This is a genomic window from Dietzia kunjamensis, assembly GCF_045689975.1.
GTDB lineage: Bacteria > Actinomycetota > Actinomycetes > Mycobacteriales > Mycobacteriaceae > Dietzia > Dietzia kunjamensis.
This window is the reverse complement of sequence record NZ_CP143297.1, coordinates 1,348,059-1,368,750: the sequence shown is the minus strand read 5'-3', so window position 1 is coordinate 1,368,750 and position 20,692 is coordinate 1,348,059. Positions and strand designations below refer to the sequence as shown.

22 protein-coding genes are annotated in these 20,692 nt (G+C 71.1%); 7 read left to right on the top strand and 15 right to left on the bottom strand.

Annotation, left to right across the window (positions count from 1 at the left end; translation table 11 throughout):
- Positions 1 to 19 precede the first annotated feature (19 nt).
- From hisH to VZF99_RS06350, 6 genes are all read right to left on the bottom strand, one after another.
- Positions 20 to 685: an imidazole glycerol phosphate synthase subunit HisH gene (gene hisH / locus VZF99_RS06375; RefSeq protein ID WP_096905589.1), complete on the bottom strand. Its 666-nt coding sequence runs from the start codon at positions 683 to 685 to the stop codon at positions 20 to 22.
- A complete protein-coding gene (locus VZF99_RS06370) occupies positions 682 to 1,929 on the bottom strand; it encodes an MFS transporter (protein WP_407335926.1) in 1,248 nt (415 codons plus the stop codon). Before VZF99_RS06370 ends, hisH begins: the two co-directional genes overlap by 4 nt.
- 7 nt (positions 1,930 to 1,936) lie before the next feature.
- Positions 1,937 to 2,560 (bottom strand): imidazoleglycerol-phosphate dehydratase HisB, encoded by a 624-nt coding sequence (gene hisB, locus VZF99_RS06365; protein ID WP_120285867.1) that lies wholly within the window; start codon positions 2,558 to 2,560, stop codon positions 1,937 to 1,939.
- Positions 2,557 to 3,696, bottom strand: coding sequence for a histidinol-phosphate transaminase (locus VZF99_RS06360; RefSeq protein WP_120285866.1), 1,140 nt, complete (start codon positions 3,694 to 3,696; stop codon positions 2,557 to 2,559). Before VZF99_RS06360 ends, hisB begins: the two co-directional genes overlap by 4 nt.
- Positions 3,693 to 5,033 carry a histidinol dehydrogenase gene (gene hisD / locus VZF99_RS06355; RefSeq protein ID WP_120285865.1) on the bottom strand — a complete coding sequence of 447 codons (1,341 nt, stop codon included), beginning with the start codon at positions 5,031 to 5,033 and terminating at the stop codon, positions 3,693 to 3,695. Before hisD ends, VZF99_RS06360 begins: the two co-directional genes overlap by 4 nt.
- Positions 5,034 to 5,219: 186 nt before the next feature.
- Positions 5,220 to 6,020 carry a hypothetical protein gene (locus tag VZF99_RS06350; RefSeq protein WP_147368249.1) on the bottom strand — a complete coding sequence of 267 codons (801 nt, stop codon included), beginning with the start codon at positions 6,018 to 6,020 and terminating at the stop codon, positions 5,220 to 5,222.
- 772 nt (positions 6,021 to 6,792) lie between these two features.
- Here VZF99_RS06350 and VZF99_RS06345 point away from each other — a divergent pair.
- Complete coding sequence (locus tag VZF99_RS06345; RefSeq protein WP_120285862.1) at positions 6,793 to 7,062, top strand: hypothetical protein; 270 nt, start codon at positions 6,793 to 6,795, stop codon at positions 7,060 to 7,062.
- Between the two features lie 67 nt (positions 7,063 to 7,129).
- Here the strand turns inward: VZF99_RS06345 and VZF99_RS06340 are convergent, their stop codons facing one another.
- The gene (locus tag VZF99_RS06340) at positions 7,130 to 7,441 is read right to left on the bottom strand and encodes a hypothetical protein (RefSeq protein ID WP_120285861.1); all 312 of its coding nucleotides are present in this window, start codon (positions 7,439 to 7,441) and stop codon (positions 7,130 to 7,132) included.
- Positions 7,442 to 7,911: 470 nt separating this feature from the next.
- Between VZF99_RS06340 and VZF99_RS06335 the strand changes: the two genes are divergently transcribed.
- Entirely contained in the window at positions 7,912 to 8,370 is a 459-nt protein-coding gene (locus VZF99_RS06335; RefSeq protein ID WP_119191836.1) for an Hsp20/alpha crystallin family protein, read from the top strand.
- 74 nt (positions 8,371 to 8,444) lie between these two features.
- On the opposite strand, the gene VZF99_RS06330 is transcribed toward VZF99_RS06335, so the two are convergent.
- From VZF99_RS06330 to VZF99_RS06320, 3 genes are read right to left on the bottom strand one after another with little or no spacing between them, the layout of a single operon-like run.
- Positions 8,445 to 10,055: an NERD domain-containing protein gene (locus tag VZF99_RS06330; RefSeq protein ID WP_407335925.1), complete on the bottom strand. Its 1,611-nt coding sequence runs from the start codon at positions 10,053 to 10,055 to the stop codon at positions 8,445 to 8,447.
- Positions 10,056 to 10,114: 59 nt separating this feature from the next.
- Positions 10,115 to 10,804: a class I SAM-dependent methyltransferase gene (locus VZF99_RS06325; protein WP_407335924.1), complete on the bottom strand. Its 690-nt coding sequence runs from the start codon at positions 10,802 to 10,804 to the stop codon at positions 10,115 to 10,117.
- Positions 10,788 to 11,741 (bottom strand): NAD(P)/FAD-dependent oxidoreductase, encoded by a 954-nt coding sequence (locus VZF99_RS06320; RefSeq protein WP_407335923.1) that lies wholly within the window; start codon positions 11,739 to 11,741, stop codon positions 10,788 to 10,790. Before VZF99_RS06320 ends, VZF99_RS06325 begins: the two co-directional genes overlap by 17 nt.
- 109 nt (positions 11,742 to 11,850) lie before the next feature.
- On the opposite strand from VZF99_RS06320, the gene VZF99_RS06315 reads away from it, so the two are divergent.
- Positions 11,851 to 12,435, top strand: a complete 585-nt coding sequence (locus VZF99_RS06315) for a helix-turn-helix domain-containing protein (RefSeq protein WP_120285857.1) — start codon at positions 11,851 to 11,853, stop codon at positions 12,433 to 12,435.
- A gap of 100 nt (positions 12,436 to 12,535) precedes the next feature.
- On the opposite strand, the gene VZF99_RS06310 is transcribed toward VZF99_RS06315, so the two are convergent.
- Positions 12,536 to 13,795 (bottom strand): hypothetical protein, encoded by a 1,260-nt coding sequence (locus VZF99_RS06310; protein WP_407335922.1) that lies wholly within the window; start codon positions 13,793 to 13,795, stop codon positions 12,536 to 12,538.
- 166 nt (positions 13,796 to 13,961) lie between these two features.
- Between VZF99_RS06310 and VZF99_RS06305 the strand changes: the two genes are divergently transcribed.
- The 4 genes from VZF99_RS06305 (at position 13,962) to VZF99_RS06290 (ending at position 16,652) form a co-directional block, all read left to right on the top strand.
- Positions 13,962 to 14,549, top strand: a complete 588-nt coding sequence (locus VZF99_RS06305) for a biotin transporter BioY (protein WP_067713928.1) — start codon at positions 13,962 to 13,964, stop codon at positions 14,547 to 14,549.
- Complete coding sequence (locus VZF99_RS06300; protein WP_407335921.1) at positions 14,546 to 15,250, top strand: energy-coupling factor ABC transporter ATP-binding protein; 705 nt, start codon at positions 14,546 to 14,548, stop codon at positions 15,248 to 15,250. The genes VZF99_RS06305 and VZF99_RS06300 overlap by 4 nt, the downstream gene beginning before the upstream one ends.
- A complete protein-coding gene (locus tag VZF99_RS06295; RefSeq protein ID WP_120285854.1) occupies positions 15,251 to 15,850 on the top strand; it encodes an energy-coupling factor transporter transmembrane protein EcfT in 600 nt (199 codons plus the stop codon).
- 145 nt (positions 15,851 to 15,995) lie between these two features.
- Positions 15,996 to 16,652, top strand: a complete 657-nt coding sequence (locus VZF99_RS06290; RefSeq protein ID WP_407335920.1) for a phosphodiesterase — start codon at positions 15,996 to 15,998, stop codon at positions 16,650 to 16,652.
- Positions 16,653 to 16,658: 6 nt separating this feature from the next.
- Here VZF99_RS06290 and VZF99_RS06285 read toward each other — a convergent pair whose 3' ends face one another.
- Genes VZF99_RS06285 through VZF99_RS06270 form a run of 4 tightly spaced genes read right to left on the bottom strand, consistent with a single transcriptional unit; the run spans position 16,659 to position 20,687 of the window.
- Positions 16,659 to 17,597: a siderophore-interacting protein gene (locus VZF99_RS06285; RefSeq protein WP_407335919.1), complete on the bottom strand. Its 939-nt coding sequence runs from the start codon at positions 17,595 to 17,597 to the stop codon at positions 16,659 to 16,661.
- Positions 17,594 to 18,475: an ABC transporter ATP-binding protein gene (locus VZF99_RS06280; RefSeq protein ID WP_256820468.1), complete on the bottom strand. Its 882-nt coding sequence runs from the start codon at positions 18,473 to 18,475 to the stop codon at positions 17,594 to 17,596. The genes VZF99_RS06285 and VZF99_RS06280 overlap by 4 nt, the downstream gene beginning before the upstream one ends.
- Positions 18,475 to 19,566 carry a FecCD family ABC transporter permease gene (locus VZF99_RS06275; protein WP_407335918.1) on the bottom strand — a complete coding sequence of 364 codons (1,092 nt, stop codon included), beginning with the start codon at positions 19,564 to 19,566 and terminating at the stop codon, positions 18,475 to 18,477. The genes VZF99_RS06280 and VZF99_RS06275 overlap by 1 nt, the downstream gene beginning before the upstream one ends.
- Positions 19,563 to 20,687 carry a FecCD family ABC transporter permease gene (locus tag VZF99_RS06270; protein ID WP_407335917.1) on the bottom strand — a complete coding sequence of 375 codons (1,125 nt, stop codon included), beginning with the start codon at positions 20,685 to 20,687 and terminating at the stop codon, positions 19,563 to 19,565. Before VZF99_RS06270 ends, VZF99_RS06275 begins: the two co-directional genes overlap by 4 nt.
- Positions 20,688 to 20,692 lie beyond the last annotated feature (5 nt).

Sequence of the window (20,692 nt, the reverse complement as noted above, 5' to 3'; positions counted from 1 at the left end):
GGCCCGGTCCCCCTCACCCCTATCGGACAGAACGGATCCAGTTCTCGAGGAGCTGCAGTCCCGCGTCGCCCGATTTCTCGGGGTGGAACTGAGTGGCCGACAGCGGGCCGTTCTCCACAGCCGCGATGAACCTGGTGCCGTGCTCGGCCCAGGTGACGTCAGGGGCTCGGAGGTGATCCGACGGCTCCATCTCCCAGCGCTGGACGCCGTAGGAGTGGACGAAGTAGAACCGCTCGTCGGCGGGCATGCCGGCGAACAGGACGCTGTTTGCCGGCGCCTCGACGGTGTTCCAGCCCATGTGCGGCAGCACGGGTGCGTGCAGCTTCTCCACCACGCCGGGCCACTCACCGCACCCGGGGACCCCCGGGGAGTCCTCGTGCTCCCCGTCCGAGAACTCGGTGCCGCGCTCGAACATGACCTGCATGCCGACGCAGATACCCAGGACGGGCCGACTGCCGGCGAGACGCTCACCGATGATCCGGGGGCCCTTGACCGCTTCGAGTCCCTTCATGCAGGCGGCGAACGCGCCGACCCCCGGCACGACCAACGCCTCCGCCTCGGTGGCGACGCGGGGATCCGAGGTGAGCTCGACCTCGGCGCCGACCCGCTCGAGCGCACGGTGCGCGGACCGCAGGTTTCCCGAGCCGTAGTCCAGGAGTGCTACCCGTGTGGCGGAAGTCGTCATTGGTTCACCTTATCGCCGGTGTCGGTCAGGGTCAGATCGCGCGTGGGCCTGGTGCGTCGGGCGCCCACCGCCGCCGGGCCGCCCACCGCGAGGACGACCCCGGCCGCCACGGTGAACAGCACGACGTAGCCGAACCCGGCGAACCCGCCCATGACGACGGAGCCGAGACCGGTACCGGCGTCGAAGGAGATGTTCCACGACGCGGACGCCGTCCCCAGGCGCGAGCGCGGCATCCGTTCGAACGACGCGACCAGGGCTTCGTTCTGGACGGCTCCGAACCCGAGACCGAAGACGACGGTCGGGACGAGGAACCACCAGGGGTTCACCTCCATGATCAACAACCCCGCGATGCAGAGCATTCCGACTGCCGCCACCCCGAGACCCGGCCAGACCAGTGCCCCGGGTCCACGTCGGTCCGAGATGAGCCCGGCGACGGTGCGGCCGACGATGACACCGGCGCCCAATAGTCCGAGTCCCACGCCGGCGACGACCGCGCCGCTTCCGGAGACTATGGAATCCAACGCGGGTGACAGGAATGATGCCGCTGCTCCGTAGGGCAGGGTCACCGCCACCATGACCAGGAACGGCCCGGCCAGGAGGAGAACGACCTGCCTCGGGCCGAGCGCCGACTGGTCCGACTCCCCCGGCGGGCTCGGGTACACATGGGGCAGTCGAGCGGCGGCGACCAGTCCCACGACGCCGAACCCGGTGGCCGCCCAGGCCACCGTGGGCAGGCCGAAGAGGTCGAGCAGCCACAGGCCGACCGGCAGGAAGATGGCTTCGGAGATGCCGACGGCGAGTCCGATCAGTGACGTCGCCCGACCGAGCATGCCGGGGGGCGCGAGTTCTGCCACGAGAGCCGAGCCGGCGACGGTCATCATGCCGAATCCTGCGCCTCGCACTCCACTGATCGCCAATACCGCGAACGGGCCATCGAACAGGGCGAACAGACCCGAGGGGAGACCGAGCAGCGCGCTGCCGATCCCCAGTACCCAGCGATAACCGATCGCGGCCGTGACTCTCGGGGTGGCGAGCTGGAACAGGACGGTCACGGTCATGAACACACCGGTGGTGGCGCCCGCGACGAACTCACTCCCGCCTCCACGGACCACGGCGAGCGGCACCACGGGCAGCAGCAGGGAGAACCCGCCGAAGGCGAGCAGGACCAGGACGAACGCGGCCGCGACCCCGGGGGTACGGGCCAGCTTCGAGAATGCCCCCGGGGTGTGGACGCGCGGGGTCACGCCGGCATCACAGCGCGCCCTTGGTCGAGGGGATGCCGGTGATCCGCGGGTCCGGCTCGACGGCTGCGCGCAGAGCGCGCGCGACCGCTTTGTACTCGGCTTCGGTGATGTGGTGCGGATCGCGGCCGTAGTGCACGCGGACGTGCAACGCGATCCGGGCGTTGTAGGCGAGGGTCTCGAACACGTGCCGGTTGAGCACCGTGCCGTAGGGCGCGCTGTCGTGACCGATCACGACGTAGCCGACCATCATCTCGGGCTCACCGGTGTGGACGAAGTAGGGCCGTCCGGAAACGTCGACGATCGCCTCGGCGAGCGTCTCGTCCATGGGCAGGGAACACTGACCGAAGCGGCGGATGCCGCGCTTGTCGCCGAGGGCCTGCGCGAGTGCCTGTCCCAGGACGATCGCGGTGTCCTCCACCGTGTGGTGCGCTTCGATCTCGCTGTCGCCCGTCGCGCGCACGGTGAGGTCGAAGGCGCCGTGCTGACCGAAGGCTGTGAGCATGTGGTCGAAGAACGGCACGCCGGTCGAGATGTCGGTCCGGCCCGTCCCGTCGAGGTCGATCTCCACGACGATCGACGACTCCCTGGTCGTCCTCTCGACACGACCCCGCCGCGCGGTCTGTTCACTCATCGCTTCTCCTCGGTTCGGGTCTCGATCTCGTCGACCGCCAATTCGGCGCTCACCTGCAGCAGCCGATCATTCTCGTGCTCGAGCCCGATGGTCGCACGAAGTCGACCCGGGATGCCCACGTCACGGATCAGCACGCCGGCGTCCAGATAACGCCGCCACGCACGCGCCGCGTCCACGAACGGCCCGTAGAGGACGAAGTTGGCCTCGCTGGGAAGCACCTCGAAGCCCTGCTCCTCCAGCCCGGCGGTGACGCGCTTGCGTTCCTCGGCGAGCAACGCGACGGAGGCCAACGTCTCGTCGGCGTGACGAAGCGCGGCACGGGCAGCGGCCTGCGCGATCATCGACAGGTGGTAGGGCAACCGTACGAGCAGTACGGCCTCGACGAAGGACGGGTCGGCCGCGAAGTAGCCGAGCCTGCCACCCGCGAAGGCGAACGCCTTGCTCATGGTCCGTGACACGACGAGCTTGGTCGGATAGTCGGCGAGCAGGGTGCAGGCGCTCGGGGACGGCGAGAACTCCGCGTACGCCTCGTCCACCACCACGATGCCGGGGGCCATGTCGAGCAGGCGTCGCAATTCGTCGAGGTCGACCACGTGACCCGTGGGGTTGTTGGGCGTGGTGACGAACACGACGTCCGGCCGGTGCTCCTCGATCGCCGCCACCGCAGTGGCGATATCGATGGACAGGTCGGACCCGCGGTCCACCGGGATCCACTCGGTATCGGTTCCGGCCGCGAGGATCGGGTGCATCGAGTAGCTGGGGACGAAGCCCATGGCGCTGCGCCCGGGCCCGCCGAACGCCTGCAGCAGCTGCTGCAGGATCTCGTTGGAACCGTTGGCGGCCCAGACCATGTCCACGTCCAGATCGACGCCGGTCTGGCGGGTGAGGTACGAGGCCAGGTCGGTGCGCAGTGCGACGGCGTCACGGTCGGGATAGCGATTGAGGTCTTCGGCGGCAGCGGCGACGGCGCCGGCGATGTCGGCGACCAGTTCCGCGCTGGGCGGGTGTGGGTTCTCGTTGGTGTTGAGCTGTACGGGGACCTCGAGTTGCGGGGCCCCGTAGGCGCTCTGGCCGCGGAGATTCTCCCGCAGTGGGAGGGCGCCGAGCCCGACTCCGGGACGTGGGGAATCGGTCATCGTCCGTCCTCTCCCGTGCCGAGGTCCTCGAACCGGGCCCGTACGGCCTCACCGTGCGCGGGCAGCCGCTCGGCGTCCGCGAGTGCGACCACGGTCGGCGCGATCTCCTTGAGGGCGGCCTGGTCGTAGTCGACGACATGGATTCCCCGGAGGAAGGTCTGCACGCTCAACCCCGACGAGTGTCGGGCCGTGCCGGACGTGGGCAGGACGTGGTTCGACCCCGCCGCGTAGTCCCCGAGCGGGACGGGCGAGTAGGCGCCCACGAAGATCGCGCCGGCGTTGCGCACGCGGGCGGCGTCGGCCGCGGAATTGCGGGTCTGGACCTCGAGGTGCTCTGCCGCGTAGGCGTCGACCACCCGGAGACCGGCCTCGATATCGTCCACCAGGACGATGCCCGACTGCGGGCCCTCGAGCGCCTCGCGCACCCGGTCCGAGTTGAGGGTCACCTCGTAGCGCGCCTCGATCTCGCGGTCCACGGCGTCCGCCAACGTCTCGGAGTGGGTGACCAGGACGCTCGCAGCGTTCGGGTCGTGCTCCGCCTGGCTGATGAGGTCGTACGCGACGTGGACCGGGTCGGCGGTGTCATCCGCGAGGATGGCGATCTCGGTGGGGCCCGCCTCGGAGTCGATGCCCACGACGCTGCGGCAGAGGCGCTTGGCGGCGGTGACGTACACGTTGCCGGGGCCGGTGACCATGTCGACGGGCTCGAGAACGGAGTCATCCGTGTCCTGACCGCCGTAGGCGAGCAACGCCACGGCCTGGGCACCACCCACCGCCCAGACCTCCTCAACCCCGAGCAGTGAGCACGCGGCGAGAATGGTCGGGTGCGGCCAGCCACCGAAATCCGCCTGGGGCGGAGAGGCCACTGCCAGCGACCCGACCCCGGCGACCTGAGCCGGCACGACGTTCATGATCACGCTGGAGGGGTAGACGGCTTTACCGCCGGGAACGTAGAGGCCCACGCGTTCGACCGGCACCCAGCGCTCGGTGACGAACCCCCCGGGGGCGACCTCGGTGACGGTGTCACCGCGGCGCTGCGCGGAGTGGACGATGCGAGCACGACGGATCGCCTCCGACAGCGCGGCCCGGATGTCCGGGTCCAACTCGTCGACCGCCCGGGCGATGACCTCGGCCGGGACCCGGACCGACGCCGGACGGACCGAATCGAACTTCTCGCCGTAGTCGAGTGCGGCCGGGGCCCCGTGCTCGCGGATCGCCTCGACCACCGGGCGGACGGTGTCGACGACCGAGTCGACGTCGGCGGCGCCGCGCGGGAGTGTGCGCCGCAACTCGGCCGTGCCGAGTGAGCGACCGCGCAGGTCGATGCGGGAGAGCATGGTGTGGCCTTTCCTCGAGAGCACCGTGGCCGCAGGCGGGGCCCGGCGATGGATTCCGGCAGGACGTGGACGCCCGTGGCCCGCGCGACCACCTGGCCACAGTCTAGTTGTGGGAAACCCGACCGCGACTCGGGCACCTGTGCGGGTGGCCCCGGTGCACCCTGGCCGGTTGCTTTTCAAATCCTGTCAGCACACCCCGCCAGGGATGGATGCTAGTTGCGGCGCTAGCGCATCCGCCATGGCGCTCAACGCTCCTGTTCCGGACTCGAAGGTCGGGGCGTGGGCCGCGAGCGAGATCGCGACGTCTCCCCCGGCTGCGGGAACCAACCCGAACTGGCGTACGAGATAGCCGCCACTCTCACCGGGGCCCCACCCACCCTTGAATCGCGCGCCGGGAAGTCGTCCGAGTCCCCACCGCTGGCCGGGCGCAATCTGCCCCATGAGGTCGATAACCTGGGACGCATCGACCAAGCACGGCAAAGCGGTCGCGAACCTCGTCTGATCGACCAGCGCCCACCGCGTCTGACCGAAGACGGTGTACCCGGGTCGCATCTGGACCGAAGGCACCACGGAGGTCACATCTCCACCTTCGGCAAGAATCCGGCCGGTGGCGGCGGCCGCCGCCTCGCCACCGCCCAGGTGAGCCCAGAGGTTCTCCGCTGCCTGGTTGTCGGAGACAGAAATGGCAGAGGCGTTGTTCTGAATGGTCCGTGGGTCCGTACGTGCCACGGCGATCGCCAACGGGATCTTGATCGTCGACCAGGCGACTCCGGTGTGCCAGGTTCCGGCCTCCCGGATTTCGCCCCCACCGACCGGGGCAACCGCGATACCGGCCTCGCCACGAGCTGCTGCCACGACAGCGTCGAGATCCATGGTCACCGCTAGAGAAGGCGACAAGGGTTCAGCGGGCGTCTCGGAGAGCGAACCGGGTTCGCCCACCCCGCCCTGAACAGGAGTGCCGGTCACCGTTGCCACGGTCTCGGTCACGACCACCTGTGGGGGACCATTAGTCGGAGAGAGCGCCGCGCACCCCCCGCCGGTCGCACCTACCGTGAGCAGCGCCAACAGTGGGACCGCACGCAGCCACCGTCTAGGTGATGTCAAAGTCATCAGTAGATGTGCACGACAGCATTGTCGCCGCCGGTGCAGGTCACAACGGGGCCGCCGGAGCACGACATCGTGTAGTTCCGTCCCGTCACCGGGCTATACGCATTCACTGTCCGCGCCTGACCGGTTCCGCCGGATCCCACGTACTGCGACCACACGACCTCGGCGAACTCACAGGAGGTTACCGATGACCCGACCGCCGCCGCCGAGTACGGACCTGCCCCGAGGTCCATGCACTCGTATGCGCCGGCGGGCCGACCTCCCTGAGCTGGCTGTGCCGGTCGGACCGTCGGGGCCGTGTCCGCCTCGGCAGGTGCCGTAGCTGTCGCCGAAACCGTGGAGGTCGCCGGGGCTGCGGTGATGCCGGAGAAGCGAGGGGCCAGGACTATCGCTCCGGCGATCAGCATCCCCAGCAGCAAGACGGAAACCAGTACCAAGATCACGATCACCGCGGTAGATGGCCCGGACCGCTGGAGCGGCATTCCGTACCCACCGGGGGGCACCGGCCTGAACTGCTCGGTGGGCGAGGCGTCCCAGTTCGGGGGGTTATTCCATCCGGGTGGCTGGTTGTGGGTCATGGCGAGTCCTGAGAGGTCCGTGCGCCGCTGAATGCCCGCAGTAGAAATTTAGTTTATCTCACTTCTGAGGACTGTTGCGGCACATCACGCCCTCGGATTGTCGGCCCACGATTACCCAAAGATCGGCCGCACTCTTCGACCTCAAGCGCACGCGGACACTCCTCAGGGCGATCGCTGGCATCGTCGTCGTCACTGTCCTCGTGGTCTGCGCGCCGTTCATGTACAGGGCCGCGCGCAGCGGCGACGACGCGCCCCCGAACTTGATCGACGACCGGGTCACCGATGTCGCGGCAATCCACATCCACGGCACCTGGGTGGTGGTCTCGGACACCCCACCGAACTGACGCTCCCCGCGTATCCCATCGTGGAGCTCTTCGGGGGCGAACCGGTGACGGCTGTCGGCACAGCTTTTCACGACTCCCCGGCGTGGGCACTGTCCCGCCGGTCCCGACGGACGCGGTACCCGCGCCACTCGCGGACTGTGAAATACAGAGCATAGGCGGTGAACGCCCCCGGCAGGATCGCACCCAGCGCCCACTCGGACGCCGCGATGAGGGCGAGCGTCGTGGTGGACGCCGCGCCGTACACGATGATCAGTCCCGCCACCGCGGCACGAGTCCTCATGATGGTTCGTTCACCCCACTTCAGATGCCAGAGAAGAATCGCCCCCGTCAGATCGGCCGCGACGAAGAACATCACGCTGAAGGTCAGGAGGACGAACACCTCAGAAGAATCGGACCCCGCATCGTCTGACCTTCGAACGCGAGGGCTCTCCACCAGGCCATAGCCGAGGCACCCGCCCCAGGAAGAGAACCACCGCAGTCGCGCCGATCGAGGTCGGCGATAGCCGGTCCCTGGTCCCCCGCGACCCGGCTCGTTCCGTCTAGTGAACCGTCATCCGTTTCTCCGTCCTCGTGGCCCGGTGTCAGCGCGCCCCGATGTCAGCACGCTGTGGACGCCCGTTCTCGGTGGGCGCCCGAGCCTCTCCTACTCGGGGTGACGGCGCGAGGTACCCCTCCGGTTCCACCGAAGCCGGCCTTCCCGTGAACCACGTCGGCCTCCGGGCTGAGCGGAGCGGACTCAACCGAAAAATGTCGACCTGAGTCGGGAATACTCAACTCCGCTCGAGGGTTGAACCGTGTGCGACCCCGGAGATACCGGGCGTACACCGATCAGCCCAGAAGGAGACCATCATGGCCACCAGCACCCGTTTCGATCCGTTCCGTGAGCTCGATCGCCTCCTGGGCGAGGGGCTCCGCAGCGCCACCGCCTCGACTTCCCTGCCGATGGACCTCTACAAGGAGGGCGATCGCTTCGTCGGGCTCATCGATATGCCGGGGGTCGACCCCTCCACCATCGACATCGACGTGGAGGACCGCACCCTCACTGTCCGCGCCGAGCGGCGGGCGCCTGCCGAGGGTGACGCGCAGTGGCTCATGCACGAGCGGCAGTCGGGGACCTTCGCCCGGCAGCTCGCCATGGGCAAGGGCCTGGCGACCGACAAGATCGAGGCCGACTACACCGACGGCGTCCTACGCCTGGTGATCCCGGTGGCCGAAGAGGCCCAGCCGCGCAAGATCGCCGTCTCGCACGGCAACCAGAGGTCCGAGCAGGCCGAGCTCGTCGAGGGCGAGACCGACCTCGGGAGCTGATCCACCACTCCGTCGCGCCCCGGCCGCCCCGGCCTCCCCTCGAGGCCGGGGCGGCCGGTGTCGTCCGCGAGAGCTCAGGTGTCGATCTCTCCCACCACCACGAGTACGTCCGTCGCCCGGGACAGCCCCACGTAGATGCGCTCGCGGAGGCGGTCGATGCCCTCGTAGCTGTTGCACACCAGGACCACGGCACGTCGTTCGAGACCCTTGAAGCCGAGGACGTGACCGTAGAAGATGTCCTCGCCGTCCCAGAACGTCTCCCAGTAGGCGTCGTTGCCATCCTCCTGGAGCTCGACCTGCATGGGGTGACGCGAGCCGATGGTCAGCAACGCCACGTCGCGGGGCTCCCACCCCTCGTCGAGCAGTCGCATCGCCTCGTCGTCACCCACCGCGACGGGATCGGCGCCCTCCGGCACCTCCACGTACCGGACGGCGGGACCGGTGCCGCCGCGCAACTCCATGCGCTGACCCACCAGCGGCATGAACGCGCTGGCGATCTGCCGGGTATTGCGCAGGTTGTGGTCCAGCACGAGCGGTACGAGGTCCACGGGCGGGCGGCCGGCACGCTCGAACACACTCTGGCCCGCGTCGCCGACGATCATGAGCCGACCGTTCTCCCTGTCACGCAGCGCTCCGACGACCGGCTGCCACCAACTGTCGGCGAAGTCCTGGGCCTCGTCGACGATCACGGCGTCGAAGCGCCTGCCGTCGGGCAGTTCGTCTGCCAGGTCGGACATCAACCCGGGCAGATCCTCCTCCCACCACCGCACCGTCTCCGTGGACCGAATCCGCTCGTCCGGGCCCACCGGCGCGCCCCACTCGACGCCCAGGGCGTGGAACTCACCGACGTACGCGGGTCGTTCCCGGCGCTTCCATCCGCTGGTGACCCGCTTGAGGTAGCTGGCCAGCCCGTGCGAGTAGCAGATCAATGCGACGCGCTGCCCGTCCCTTGACAACCGTCGAGCCTGTTCCAGCGCCAGATAGGTCTTACCGCTGCCCGCGCCGCCCCGGATCTCCACCCGCGGCAGGGCGTCGACCGCCCGCAGGAGCACCGACTGTTCACGGGTGAGCGCGTCGGCGATGTCGGCGTTCTCGGCCGCGCGGGCCACCACGTCGCGCTGGGGTAGCCCCCGACCTCCGAGGATCTCGGACAGCCGGTCGACGGTGTCCGCGGACAGGAACGGACGGTCAGCCGGGCCCGAGTCACGGGCCAACCGGAACGCGATCATCGCGAGGTCGTCGAGCTGATCGCGGTCCACGATCCGGTCGCGCGGGATCTCCGGCCTGGCGAAATCGGCGGGGATCGAGGCGTTCGGGAACACCAGCATGTGGGTCCAGCGCTGGAGCTGATCCGGCCACCGCGGATCCTCACTGACGTACCCGCGCAACGCGTAGAGGGCGTCGCGGCACTGGGCGACCGGGTCGATGGTGACCTTCTTGGTGCCGCTGCCCTGAACCCACCGGCCGTCCTCGATCGCGATCTGCCCGGCCTTGACCTCGATCGCCACGATCCCCGCGCCGGGCATCGCCACGAGGATGTCGACCTCGTGTTCCTTCTCGTATGTGGACACCCGCTGACCCACGACGATCAGGCTGTCGTCGGAGAGCTGGTCGCGGAGGAGGTCCACCACCTTCTCCTCGGTGGGATGTCCGTAGACGGGGTGAGCGGGGGTGACACGGGCCATGTATAAGAACTACCTTCGCCACCGTCGCGCGGGTCGGCCACACGCCGCGACCCACCGCCTCAGGGCCTCCTGGTGGCTGTGACGACGACGTCGTGGACCGCCACGGGCGCGCCGCCGTGGCCCGGCATCTCGCGCGAGGCCTTCTCGGCGGTGACGATCTCCCACCGGTCGGCCTCGAGCCGCGCGGTGACGGACGCCGCGGTGACACCGGCCTCTGCCGGCGGATGGGCGCAGCGGTCGTGCCCGGCGTGGGTCACGTGCCCGCCGTGCCGCCCATGCCCGGCGTCGTTCAGGTGCCCGACGATGAGCAGCGTGCCGCGAGGGGCGACCCAGCTGGCGAGCCGCTCGTAGAAGTCCAGCTGCGGAATCGCCGGGTGGGCGTAATGGGTGGTGACCAGGTCGTACCGCGCCGGAGGCTCCCAAGCCGAGAGGTCCGCCTCCACCCACGACACCCGGCCGGACAGCCCGAGCTCCGCCGAGCGCCGGGCGGCGATCGTCAACGCCTCCGCGGCGATGTCCGCCCCGGTGACCTGCCAGCCCTGCGAGGCCAGCCAGAGCGCTTCGGTCCCGGCGCCGCAGCCCGCCTCGAGCGCGGTCCCGGGGACGAGGCGGGAGACCTCCCGGATCAGGTGCGGGTTCGGGGGGTTCGCGGCCATCGCGGACGGGCGGTCACCGTCGTCGTCTCCGACGCTGCCGCCGGCACCCGCCCAGATGTCGTCCCAGTAGGCGCGGTCAAACTCGTGTGCCATCGCGCACCTCGATCGCCTTCTCGAGGTCGGCCATGATCAGCGAGGCGTTGATCTGCTGCGCGGCGCGGGCCCCCTGGGCGGCGGCGGCTCCGACCTGCGCCATGAGATCGGCGCAGTTGCCCGCGGCCCACACCCCCGGCACCGGGGTGGTGCCCATCTCGTCGGTCGGGATGACCGTGCCGACCGGGTGATCGACCGCCTCCAGACCGATGGCCGCATACGGCTCGACCCCGACCGTCAACCGGGTGGCCACCACCACGGCGTCCAGATCGATCACCTCGTCGTCGTCGACCTCCACGCCGACCACCCGCCCACCGTCGGCCGCCACTCCCGAGATCCTTCGCTCCTCGATCGGGATGCCCAGGGCGGCCAGGGAGACCCGGTCCTGCTCGTCGATCGGGCGACCGCCGCTGAAGAACGTGATGTCCCGGCTCCACTGGTGGAACAGCATGGCCTGGTGCGCGGACATCGGATGGGTCCCCAGGATGCCGATCCGCTGGTCGCGCACCTCCCAACCGTGGCAATACGGGCAGTGCAGGACGCCGCGCCCCCACTGCTCGGAGACCCCGGGGATGTCGGGGAGTTCATCGCTCACCCCGGTCGCGATGAGCAGCGTGCGGGTGGGCAGTACCGAACCGTCGCGCAGGATCACGTCGAAGCCGTGCCCGGCCGTGCGGGTGTCCACGACCTCGCCGTCGATGACCTCGCCGTCGTACCGTCCGACCTCCGCGCGGCCTAGCGCGAGCAGGTCCGACGGGCTCACCCCGTCCAGGGCGAGCAGCCCGTGGACACCCTCGGCGGGAGCGTTGCGCGGCTCGCCGGCGTCCACCACCGTCACCCGACGGCGGGCGCGGGCCGACGTCAGCGCGGCGCTCAGGCCGGCCGCCCCGCCACCGACCACCACCACATCCCGCAGTTCCCGATCGTCCGAGTCCATCTGTCGACCTCCGCTCTCCGGGCCACCGGTTCCGGGCCTCGTCCCCCTCGACGATGGTCCCTTCACCCGGGTGTCGCAACTAACCTTGCCAGTCTGGCAAACTCGGCGCATGACCGATCCGACCGCCCGCACCCTCGACGCCGTGGGTTCGCGGCTGAGGGCCCTCCGGCAACGCCGCGACCTCACCCTGACCGCCCTGGCGGAGTCCACCGGCATCTCCACCAGCACGCTGTCGCGACTCGAGTCCGGGCAGCGCCGACCCACCCTCGAACTGCTGCTGCCGCTGGCGCGGGCACACGGCGTCACCCTGGATCAGCTCGTCGACGCCCCGCCGACCGGTGACCCGCGGGTGACGCTGCAGCCGATCGCCACCGACCACGGCGCGACCGTGATCCCGTTGTCGCGCCGACCGGGCGGAATCCAGGCGTACAAATTCGTGCTCCCCACCGGCAGTGACGACGACGAGCCCCACCTCCACGTCCACGAGGGCTACGACTGGGTGTTCGTCCTGGACGGCAGGCTCCGACTGGTCCTCGGCGAGCACGATCTCGTCCTCACGCCGGGCGAGGCGGCCGAGTTCGACACCCGCACCCCGCACTGGTTCGGCGCCACGAGCGCCGGCCCGGTGGAGTTCCTCAGCCTGGTGGGCCGGCAGGGCGAGCGGGCGCACATCCGGGCGGCACCGGCCCGGTGATCTTCGCGACACGATGTCAGCATCGTGTCGGGCACGAGGGCGAGGGGCGGTTCCGAGCAGGCGAGTCGGTCGCCCTGCCGGGAGTTGTGATCGTCCTCCCCTACCGCCCCGGGACGACCGCCCACCCCGTGGTCATCTGACCGGCGAACTCCGGCAGACGCACCAGGATCCGGTTCTGCTCGGCACGGGGACGGAAACCCACGTCGAGATACCGCGGCGCCTCGTCGGGGCGGTCGCGGACGAGCGAGCGGTACGCCGGCACCAGGTCCTGTTCGATGTACTCCCACCGGGGTACGCGGTCGGCCCAGTTGAAGGCCGGGAGCGGCGTGTGGGCGACCACCGGCTGACCGCCCACCTCCGCGCGGACCGAGAGTGGTCGGAACCGCCCCAGCGTGCGGGCGCCCGGGATGTCGGGCGCCCCGCCGACGGTGGTGATGTAGGTGAGAACCCGGCCGACGTCGCCGCGACCGGAGGCGGTGGCATCCCACTGGTCGGCGATGATCTGGTTCTGCTCCCGGGACGCCATCCGCAGCAGCGCCTCGGACAGGCCGTCGGGGGATCCCTCGTCGAGCATCCCCCAGGATTCCAGCGCATAGTCGTCGTACGCACCTCCCGCGGCGAGTTCCTCGACCGCGGGCAGGCCCCCCGCGGCGTAGGCCTCGTGCACCGGGATCATGTCCGTGAATATGTGCCGCTGCATGACGAGAAGTCGGTGCAGGTACCAGTCCACGTCGGGTTGCCGCAGTGTGGGGCCGACCGTGGCCAGCAGCCGGACGTCGCGCGGCATCTCGCGGGCCACCTCCCACGGCAGCCCGGCCATCGCTCCCCCGACCCCGAGCCCCGCCTCGTGCACCCCGGGAACGGTGAGCACCCCGCCGACGTCGTCGAGGTCCCAGAACCCGGCGGCGAACGACATCCCCGCGAGCCCGGCCATCCCGGCCCACCAGTACCCGTCGTGGGAGTTGTACAGGCGCAGGTAGTTGACGTACACCTTGTCGACCGTGTCGAGGTTAGCCGCCAACCCCCGGGCGGGTTCCCACAGCTCCAGGTCGATGTCGGCGTTCTCCGCCCCCACCGCCAACCAGTACTGGCGCGCCAGGGTCGAGTACCTCTCCGGGGCGACACGGGCAGCCCTAACCACGTCGAGCGCGGCCCGGAGCTCGGCCACGTCGGTGGTCATCCCGGTGGAGACGCCGCCCGCCATTTCGCCGTCGGCGTTGTCGGCCGGGACATCGAGGTAGACCGAATACGGCGTGGCACCGGCGGTCGTCGGCGAGTGCACGACGGACACCACCGTGAGCATGAGAGCGGCGAGCAGTGCGACGGTGAGGGCTCCGAGTCCGTCTCGTGCTCGACCCATGACGCACCGCCCCCCGCTCGCCCGACTGTGATCTGAGTCACTTTATGCGGCATCGCTCCGGCCGGCGACCGCACGCGCCGGAGCCCGATGAGGCCATCCGACGTGACACGCGCGACAATGGACCGGATCAGGCTGTCGAGCAGCACCCGCGGAGCCAAGGAGTCCAGTGAGCACCACCGTCGACCGGGCCCCGGCCCGTAGCGCCACCCGAGACCTCGCCCAGATCGCGGTGTTCGCCGCTCTCATCGTGGTGCTGGGCCTGCCCGGCCAGATCAGCATTGGTTCGGCGGGTGTGCCCATCACCCTGCAGACGCTCGGCGTGATGCTCGCCGGCTCACTGCTCGGCTGGCGCAAGGGCGCCCTGTCGGTGCTCGCGGTCATGGTCATCGGCCTCGCGCTGCCGGTGCTCGCGGGCGGCCGCACGACCCTGACCTCGCTGGCCGGACCCACCGCGGGCTTCCTCATCGGCTGGATCCCGGCGGTGATCGTGATCGGCCTGCTCACCGCGTGGATCATGCCGCGCTACCGGCTCGTCCCGGGACTGCTCATCAACATCCTCGGCGGCATCGTCGTCATCTATGCCGTCGGGGTGGCCGGCATGTTGCTCCGCACCGAACTGACGCTCGGCGGTGCGATCGCCGCCAACACGGTGTTCCTGCCGGGTGACCTGGTCAAGGCGGTCGTCACGGCGATCGTCGCGACGCAGGTCCACAAGGCACGTCCCGGCCTGATCGCGCCGCTGCGCCGGAAGTGACCAGCACGGAGATCCGCTTCGACGGGGTCGGCCACGCCTACGGTGACCGGACCGTCCTCGCCGACGTCGACCTGACCCTCACCGAGCGACGCATCGGGATCGTGGGCGTCAACGGCGGCGGCAAGTCGACGCTCGCGCGGATGATCAACGGCCTCGTGGTCCCCACCACCGGGACGGTCACCGTCGACGGCCTCGACACCCGCCGCAAGGGCGCGGCGATCCGTCGCCGTGTGGGCTTCTGCTTCACCGATCCGGACACCCAGATCGTCATGCCGACCGTGGAGGAGGACGTCGACTTCTCCCTGCGCCGTTCGGGTCTGAACCGGGAGGAGCGACGACGACGAGTCGCGCAGGTGCTCGAGACCTACGGCCTGGCCGGCCATGCCGAACATCCGTGCCACCTCCTCTCCGGGGGCCAGAAGCAGTTACTGGCTCTGGTCGCGGTGTTGGTGATCGAACCCGCCGTGGTGGTCGCCGACGAGCCCACGACCCTGCTGGATCTGCGCAACCGGGCGCTGGTCGCCGAGACATTCGCCGGGTTGGAGCAGCAGCTCGTGGTGGTGACGCACGACCTGGACCTCGTCGCCGACTTCGACCGCGTGCTGGTCGTCGACGGCGGTCGCGTCGTGATCGACGACGCCCCCCGCCCCGCGCTGGCGGGCTACCGGCGGATCGCGCTGGATTCGGGGCCGGGGGCCTAGGTGTTCGCCACCTATCAACCGGGGAACTCGCTCCTGCACCGACTGCCGGCAGGGTGGAAGATCCTGCTGGTGTGCGTGCTCATCCTCGTCGCCACCCTGGCGATACGGCAGCCCTGGCACGTGCTGCCCGCCCTCGGGGTGACTGCGGTCCTGTACGCGATCGGACGGATCCGTCCGCGGGCGGCATGGGACCAGGTCCGCCCGGTGCTGCCGATGCTCATCGCGATCCTGGTACTCCAGTGGATCGTCGCCGACCTCGACACCGCCCTACGGGTCTGCGGCGCCCTGCTGGTCGCCATCACCGTGGCGGGCCTCGTCGCCCTGACCACGCGGGTCTCGGACATGCTCGACGCCGTCACGCGGGCCGCCCAGCCGCTGCGGCACGTCGGTGTCTCACCGGACCGGATCGCGCTGGTGTTGGTACTGACCATCCGCGCCATCCCCCTGCTCGCGCGTCGGCTTCGCCAGGTCACCGAGGCCCGCAAGGCCCGCGGCCTGGGCATGTCGATACGCGCGCTCGTCGTACCGACCGTGCTCGGCGCGCTCACCACCGCCGACCAGTTGGGCGACGCGTTGGCCGCCCGGGGCGTGGACGACTGAACCCGACCGACGTTTGGATGCGGACGCCGTCCCCGGCACCGCTGCGTATCGTGGGGCCATGTCCCGACGCACCCGGAATGCCGGCCGCGACGACGCCGCAGCGAGCTCTCCAGCCGAGCCTTCTTCCCCCCGGTCCTCCGCTCTCGTGCCCACCACGACGGAGTCGAAGGAGGTCGCGCTGCGCTCGGCCCCGCTGTCCAGCCTGGCCGGGTCCGCGTTCGGCGCCGTGGCCGCGGTGGCGCGACTCGCGCGCCCGAAGGCGCTGCACCCCAAGGGTGTGATCGCCGAGGCCACGCTGAGCGTGACCGGGGTCGGTCGCACGGGGTCGTCCCTGCTGGACGTGACGGGCCGCTGGCCGGCGACGATCCGGTTCTCCCGCGCGGTGGGGCTGCCGGACGCGGTGCCCGATATCGGCGGGATGGCCGTCCGCATCCACGCCGAGAGGCCGGTGGACATCCTGCTGGCCAGCACCGGCACGGGCCCGCTGAGCCGATACGTCCTCACCCCGGGCTGGCGCACGATGGGCCGCACCATGACGTCCATGTTCCCGGTGCTCATCGCCGGTCGCCCGCTCCTGCTGGCCGCGATCCCCACCGGCGACGGCGGCACGTGGACCCTGCAACACGCCACGCCGCTCGGCAAGTGGAAGACGCTGGGCCGGATCACGGTGGACTCGTGGGAGGACGACGACGAGAACCTGCACTTCGATCCGATCGCGAACCGTCTTCCCGGGTCGCGCTATCCGCACATCCTCAGGGCGCTGCGGGACCCGTCGTACCCGCCCGCCGACCGCGGCGCCTAGGACCGATCAGCACTCCGCGGCGCCGCGCCGCCAGTACCCCATGAACGCCACGGCCTCCTTGGGCACCCCGGCGGCGTCCACGGCGAGGCGGCGCATGGCACGGACGAGCCCCGCCTCTCCGGCGAGGAATACATACGGCTGGCCGGCGGAGACGGCGGTCGCCGGCTGCCACTCGCGCTCCGCGGGTCGGCGCCCACCCAGGACGGTCCGCACACACTCGTCGCCCAGGTCCAACACGCCCGCCAGCCGACGGGCCACCGCGGTGCCGGGCTCCCCCTCCCTCGGCAGCACCGTGACGAAGTCGGGAGCACTCTCTGCCAATGCCACGGCATCGCGGTGGGTGGGCACCTCAACGATGATCTGTACCCGACGCCGCGTCACCGAGCCGGCTGTGGCCCGTTCCGCGGCGAGTTCCTCGGCGATCGCCAGCAGCGCCGGCGCGGCGGTCTCGTCACCGGCGCACACGACACGCTCGGCGCGGCCGGGCGCCCAGGCCGCCCACGGCGCGTGCCCGCGCCCGGGTCCGGCGATGTGCACGGTGTCGCCCGGACGTACGGAGCGCGCCCAGGCGGATCCCGGCCCCTCGTCGCCCCCGGGGTGGACAACCATGTCCACCGTCAGTGCGGGAACATGTTCCCCATCCAGTTCGACGGTGTCCGCGCGGCGGACGGTGTAGGTGCGCATCCAGCCGCGTTCGCCCTCGGGCAGTGCGAGCCAGTCGCGGATCGCGTCGGCGTCGGGGATCGCGCCGCCGCCACCCGGCGGGGGCACGATGACCTTGATGTAGGCATCACGGACGGTGCCCGGGTCCACCACGTCGGCGGACCACCGCAACAGGCCGGGCCCGGCCACCACGAGGCGGACGAACGACTCCCCCAGTGGGCGGGCGTCGATGACGCGGGTCTGCGAGACGACGATCGGTGCCTCTACGGCTATAGCGGTCATGTGGTCCCCTTTCGTCGTCCCCGGGGCAGCACCACGGGGTGGCCGGTGGCCGGATCGGTGATGATGTCGGCGTCCAGGTCGAACACGCGACGCAAGGTCTCCTGGGTGATCACCTGATCGGGCGGGCCCGCGGCGACCACGCCGCCCTCGGCGACCGCCACCAGGTGATCGGCCACCCGCGCGGCCAGGCTGAGTTCGTGCAACACCGCCACCACGGTGCGGCGGCCGGTGCCGTGGTCGCGGTGGCCGGCGGGCAGCGGCAGGTCGCGTACGAGATCGAGGACGTCGAGCTGGTGCGCGAGGTCGAGGAACGAGCACGGTTCGTCGAGCAGGAGGGTGGGTGTGGCCTGGGCCAGCACGAGTGCGACCCAGACGCGTTGTCGTTGGCCGCCGGACAGCTCGTCGACCCGCCGGTGGGCGAATTCGGCGGTGCCGGTCATCGCCAGCGCCTCGGCGACGGCCGTGTCGTCGTCGTCGCCCCCTCCCCACCACCGACGGTGTGGGTGCCGGCCGCGCGCGACGAGCTCGGCCACGGTGAGTCCCTCCGGCACCAGCGGGGACTGCGGCAGGAACGCCACGGACCGCGCGTGCTCGCGGGCACGGACCTCGGACAACAGATGGCCGTCGGTCTCGATCGACCCGGACAGCGGGCGCAGCTGACGCCCCAGGGCCCGCAGGATCGTGGACTTGCCACAGCCGTTGGCACCGATGAGCACGGTGGTCCGTCCGGCGGGGAGGTCCAGGTCGAGGTCGCGGATAACCGGGTCGGCACCGTAGCCCAGGGTCAGGCCGCGCAAGCGGAAGGCCGGTTCGGGTTCGGGGCCGAGGTCCATGGGCAGGGCCGGGGTCACGGACGCGACGGGCGCGGGGATGCTCATCAGGCCGCCTTTCTCGAACGCAGGAGGATCCACAGCATGGCGGGGGCGCCCAGTGCGCCGGTCACCACGCCGGTGGGCAGGTCGACCGTCCCCAACGCCTCTGAGGCCACGATGTCCGCGGCCACGACGATCACGGCGCCGGTCAACGCCGCCGCCCCGATACGTGGACGTCCGCGGCCGAGCGCGGCGGCGACGGGAGTGGACAGCAGTGCGACGAACGCGAGCGGGCCGGCCACCGCCGTCGCGGCGGCGGCGAGCAGACTCCCCACCCCCAGAGCGGCAGCACGGGTGGGGACCGGGCGGGACCCGAGGCCGACGGCGAGCTCGGGCCCCAACTCGGCGGGCCGGAGCGCGGCGTGCAGCCACATTCCCGGCGGCAGCAGGACCACCAGCGCGACGGCGAGCCAGGCGATGCGCTCCCCCGACGCCCCGGACAGCGATCCGACGGTCCACACGGCCGCTTCCTGGGCTCCGGTCAGCGGGAGCCGCGCGATGAGCTGGGTGACGACGGCGGTGCCGAGGGCGGCGACGGCCACTCCGCCGAGCAGGAAGCGTTGGCCGACGATCCCGGTGCGCCGGCCGGCGGAGGCCGCCAGGACGATCGCGAGCGCGACGGCGGATCCCAGCAACGCGGCGGGTACGACCCCCACGCCGCGCAGCCCCCACAGCGCCATCCCGGCCACGGCCCCGGCGGAGGCGCCGTGGGAGATCCCGAGGATGTCGGGACTGGCCAGGGGATTGCCGAGGACGCGTCGGAACAGCGCGCCGGACGCGCCGAACGCCAGGCCGGCGAGCGCGCCGAGGACCGCACGCGGAAGCTTGTCCTCCATCACCACGAACGTGGCGCCGGGGATCGTCGCCCCGCCGAGGATGGCGATGAAGTCGGGGATGGTCACCGTGTAACGACCCAGCAGCACGCGAACCGCCATGACCGTCACCAGGACGACCGCGAGGCCGACGACGACGAGGGCCGCATGCCTGCGGCGGCGGGCCGACAGGTGGCGGACGACCCGCTCGGTCTCGGCGGGCTCGGTGTGGGTCGAGGAGCCGCTGGCGGGGCCGGCCGTTCGGTCGAGGACGTCGGGGCTCACGAGCCGCCCACCCCCCGGTTCGCGCGGAGCAGGGCGATGAGGAACGGCACACCGATCACCACGGTCATCACCCCGACGGCGATCTCCCCGGGCGGGGCGACCACACGCCCGACCGTGTCCGCGAACAGCAGGACCACCGGCCCCACGATCACTGACAGGCCCAGGACGACGCGGTTGCCCACCCCCACCAGCCGCCGCAGCAGGTGCGGCACGAGCAGTCCGAGGAAGGCGATGGGGCCGGCGAGCGCGGTGGCGACCCCGGACAGGATCACCACACCTGCCAGAACCACGGCGCGCCCGACGACGGGTCCCACTCCCAGCCCGCGGGCCAGGTCGTCGCCGAGCGCGAGGGCGTCGAGGGTGGCCGCGCCGGCCAGGACGAGGACGAGCCCCAGCAGGATGAACGGCGCGGCGGTACCGATCTCGGGTGCGGACGCGCGGGCCACCGAGCCCAGGCCCCAGAAACGGAACCGGTCCAGGACTCCGGGAAGGGCGATGACCAGCGAAGAGGTCACCGCGGTACACCCCGCGGTGACGGCGGCCCCGGCGAGGACGAGTCCGGTGCCGGAGTCGGCGCCGAGTCGACCGGCGCCGACCACCACCATGCCCGCGGCCAGGGAGCCGGCGACCGCGAACAACGCGACGGCGGACGGGCCGGCGGCCGGCGCGAGGGCCAGCCCCAGCACCACGCCGAGCGCGGCGCCGGCGGTCAGCCCGAGCAGGCCCGGGTCGCCGAGCGGATTGCGGGTGGCGCCCTGGAGCCCGGCGCCCGCCACCGCGAGCGCGGCGCCCACGAGGATCGCGGTGATCGTGCGGGGAACCCGGGCGGCCACCACCACCTCGTCCATCCCGGTGCCCGACCCGGGGGCGAGGGTGGCCGTGAGGTCACCGGCGAACACCTGCGACGGGAGCGCCGCCAACACCGACCACACCACCGCCGGGTCGACGGATCGCGCTCCCACGAACAGCGAGAGTGCCACGCCCGCGATGAGCAACGTCGACGAGGCCACCGTGCCGATCACGACACGGTGGCGCCGCTGCACGGTCGGTACCGCCGGCACCGCCGACCCACCCGCCGGGAGGGCGGGCGGGTCGGCGGTGCTCGTCGCGGGAGTGGTCACGCGCG

Excerpts from the sequence above, each read along its gene's own strand:
- VZF99_RS06315 (WP_120285857.1), top strand. The coding sequence starts at position 11,851 with ATGACCGATCCGACCGCCCGCACCCTCGACGCCGTGGGTTCGCGGCTG.
- VZF99_RS06335 (WP_119191836.1), top strand. The coding sequence starts at position 7,912 with ATGGCCACCAGCACCCGTTTCGATCCGTTCCGTGAGCTCGATCGCCTC.
- hisD (WP_120285865.1), bottom strand. The coding sequence starts at position 5,033 with ATGCTCTCCCGCATCGACCTGCGCGGTCGCTCACTCGGCACGGCCGAG.
- VZF99_RS06310 (WP_407335922.1), bottom strand. The coding sequence starts at position 13,795 with ATGGGTCGAGCACGAGACGGACTCGGAGCCCTCACCGTCGCACTGCTC.
- VZF99_RS06320 (WP_407335923.1), bottom strand. The coding sequence starts at position 11,741 with ATGGACTCGGACGATCGGGAACTGCGGGATGTGGTGGTGGTCGGTGGC.
- VZF99_RS06325 (WP_407335924.1), bottom strand. The coding sequence starts at position 10,804 with ATGGCACACGAGTTTGACCGCGCCTACTGGGACGACATCTGGGCGGGT.
- VZF99_RS06330 (WP_407335925.1), bottom strand. The coding sequence starts at position 10,055 with ATGGCCCGTGTCACCCCCGCTCACCCCGTCTACGGACATCCCACCGAG.
- hisB (WP_120285867.1), bottom strand. The coding sequence starts at position 2,560 with ATGAGTGAACAGACCGCGCGGCGGGGTCGTGTCGAGAGGACGACCAGG.
- hisH (WP_096905589.1), bottom strand. The coding sequence starts at position 685 with ATGACGACTTCCGCCACACGGGTAGCACTCCTGGACTACGGCTCGGGA.
- VZF99_RS06285 (WP_407335919.1), bottom strand. The coding sequence starts at position 17,597 with ATGACCGCTATAGCCGTAGAGGCACCGATCGTCGTCTCGCAGACCCGC.
- VZF99_RS06280 (WP_256820468.1), bottom strand. The coding sequence starts at position 18,475 with ATGAGCATCCCCGCGCCCGTCGCGTCCGTGACCCCGGCCCTGCCCATG.
- VZF99_RS06360 (WP_120285866.1), bottom strand. The coding sequence starts at position 3,696 with ATGACCGATTCCCCACGTCCCGGAGTCGGGCTCGGCGCCCTCCCACTG.